The sequence below is a fragment of the Herbaspirillum lusitanum P6-12 genome, assembly GCF_000256565.1.
Lineage (GTDB): Bacteria > Pseudomonadota > Gammaproteobacteria > Burkholderiales > Burkholderiaceae_D > Herbaspirillum > Herbaspirillum lusitanum.
The window spans coordinates 1-1,875 of record NZ_AJHH01000796.1; the positions used below are offsets into that span (position 1 = coordinate 1).

Sequence of the window (1,875 nt, forward strand, 5' to 3'; positions counted from 1 at the left end):
CCAGTCGCCGCAACAACGTCTGCACACCGCTGCATAACGCTGCACATCGCGGCATAACCACATTCCGGAATCAAGCATGACCTCAACTCTCAGTACCGGCAACACCACGGCCAACATCAAACAACTCTTCAGCCGCTACAAGATCATGGCGCTGCTCATCGCCATCGCCATCATCTGGGCCTTCTTCAGCTGGAAGACCGAAGGCGGTTTCGTGACGCCGCGCAATCTCTCCAATCTGCTGCGCCAGATGTCGGTCACCGGCATCCTCGCCTGCGGCATGGTGCTGGTCATCATCGCCGGCGAAATCGATCTGTCGGTCGGCTCCCTGCTGGGCTTGCTGGGCGGCGTCGCGGCGATCCTGAACGTGACGCACAACCTGCCGCTGCCGCTCAATCTGTTCCTCGTACTGCTGCTGGGATTGTTGCTCGGACTGTTCAACGGTTACCTGACGGCGTACATGCGCATCCCCTCCTTCATCGTCGGATTGGGCGGCATGCTGGCGTTTCGCGGCGTGCTGCTGGGCATCACCGGCGGCCTGACGATTGCGCCGGTGTCGAGCGATCTGGTGTATCTGGGCCAGGGCTACCTGCCGGCCAGCTTCGGCGTCGCCCTCGTGGTCGTGCTGTTCGTGCTGGCGCTGGCGCTGACCTGGCGCCAACGCGTCAACCGGGTCCGCCATGCGCTGCCGGTGCCGCCGCTGTGGCGCGACGCCATCAAGGTGGCGCTGATCGGCGCGGTGTTGCTGGCATTCGTGCGCACGCTCAACAGCTATGACGGCATCCCGGTGCCGGTGTTGCTGTTGCTGGCGCTGCTCGGCCTGTTCAGTTACATCACCACGCAAACCGTGTTCGGCCGCCGCATCTATTCGGTCGGCAGCAACATGGAAGCCACGCGCCTGTCCGGCGTCAACGTGCAGTCGGTCAAGCTGTGGGTGTTCGGCATCATGGGCGTGATGTGCGCACTGGCCGGACTGGTCAACACCGCACGCCTGGCGGCCGGGTCGCCCTCGTCCGGCAGCATGGGCGAACTCGATGCCATCGCCGCCTGCTTCATCGGCGGCACGTCGATGCGCGGCGGCTCGGGCACCATCTACGGCGCGCTGATCGGCGCGCTGGTGATGGCCAGCCTGGACAACGGCATGTCGATGCTCGACGTCGGCACCTACTGGCAAATGATCGTCAAGGGCAGCATCCTGATGCTGGCCGTGTGGGTCGACGTCAGCACCCGCTCGGGTCGTTGAGCGGCCTGCTTCCATTTCATTCTGAAAAGAGGACAGTCATGCAAACCATACCGGCCCATGCCGCCTTACCTGACGACCTGGCCGACGCGCTGCTGATCGGCCGCGTCTGGAGGAACAGCAAGATCAACGGTCCCTGCGTCGTTGTCGTGCGTCAGGGCCAGGTCTTCGACATCACCGCTGCAGCGCCGACGGTGGCCGACCTGCTCGACGCCGAAGACCTGCTGAACATCGCCCGCAACGCTCCCGGCGAAGCGCTGGGCAGCGCGTTCGACCTGGTGCATCATGCGCTCCACACCCAGGACGACACCAGCCGGCCGCTGCTGCTGGCCCCTTGCGACATCCAGCCGATCAAGGCCTGCGGCGTGACCTTTGCGGTCAGCATGCTGGAACGCGTGATCGAGGAAAAAGCCGCCGGCGACGCCGGCCGTGCAGAAGCCCTGCGCAAGGAATTGCAGGCCAGCATCGGCGCCGATCTGTCATCCATCCGGCCCGGCTCGGATGCAGCCATCAAGCTGAAGCAGGAACTCGTCAAACGCGACGCCTGGTCGCAATACATGGAAGTCGGCATCGGTCCCGACGCTGAAGTCTTCTCGAAAGCGCAGGCGATGTCGGCGCTGGGACTGGGCGCCTAAAAT

The 1,875-nt window shown here is 64.3% G+C and carries 2 protein-coding genes; both read left to right on the forward strand.

Features of this window, described 5'->3' with window-relative positions:
* Window positions 1-76 precede the first annotated feature (76 nt).
* On the forward strand, window positions 77-1,240 hold the full coding sequence (locus HLUSI_RS0125655; RefSeq protein WP_016836649.1) for a sugar ABC transporter permease: 1,164 nt from the start codon (window positions 77-79) through the stop codon (window positions 1,238-1,240).
* A 38-nt stretch (window positions 1,241-1,278) separates the two neighbouring features.
* Window positions 1,279-1,872 (forward strand): hypothetical protein, encoded by a 594-nt coding sequence (locus HLUSI_RS30750; protein ID WP_016836650.1) that lies wholly within the window; start codon window positions 1,279-1,281, stop codon window positions 1,870-1,872.
* Window positions 1,873-1,875 lie beyond the last annotated feature (3 nt).

Excerpts from the sequence above, each read along its gene's own strand:
- HLUSI_RS30750 (WP_016836650.1), top strand. The coding sequence starts at position 1,279 with ATGCAAACCATACCGGCCCATGCCGCCTTACCTGACGACCTGGCCGAC.
- HLUSI_RS0125655 (WP_016836649.1), top strand. The coding sequence starts at position 77 with ATGACCTCAACTCTCAGTACCGGCAACACCACGGCCAACATCAAACAA.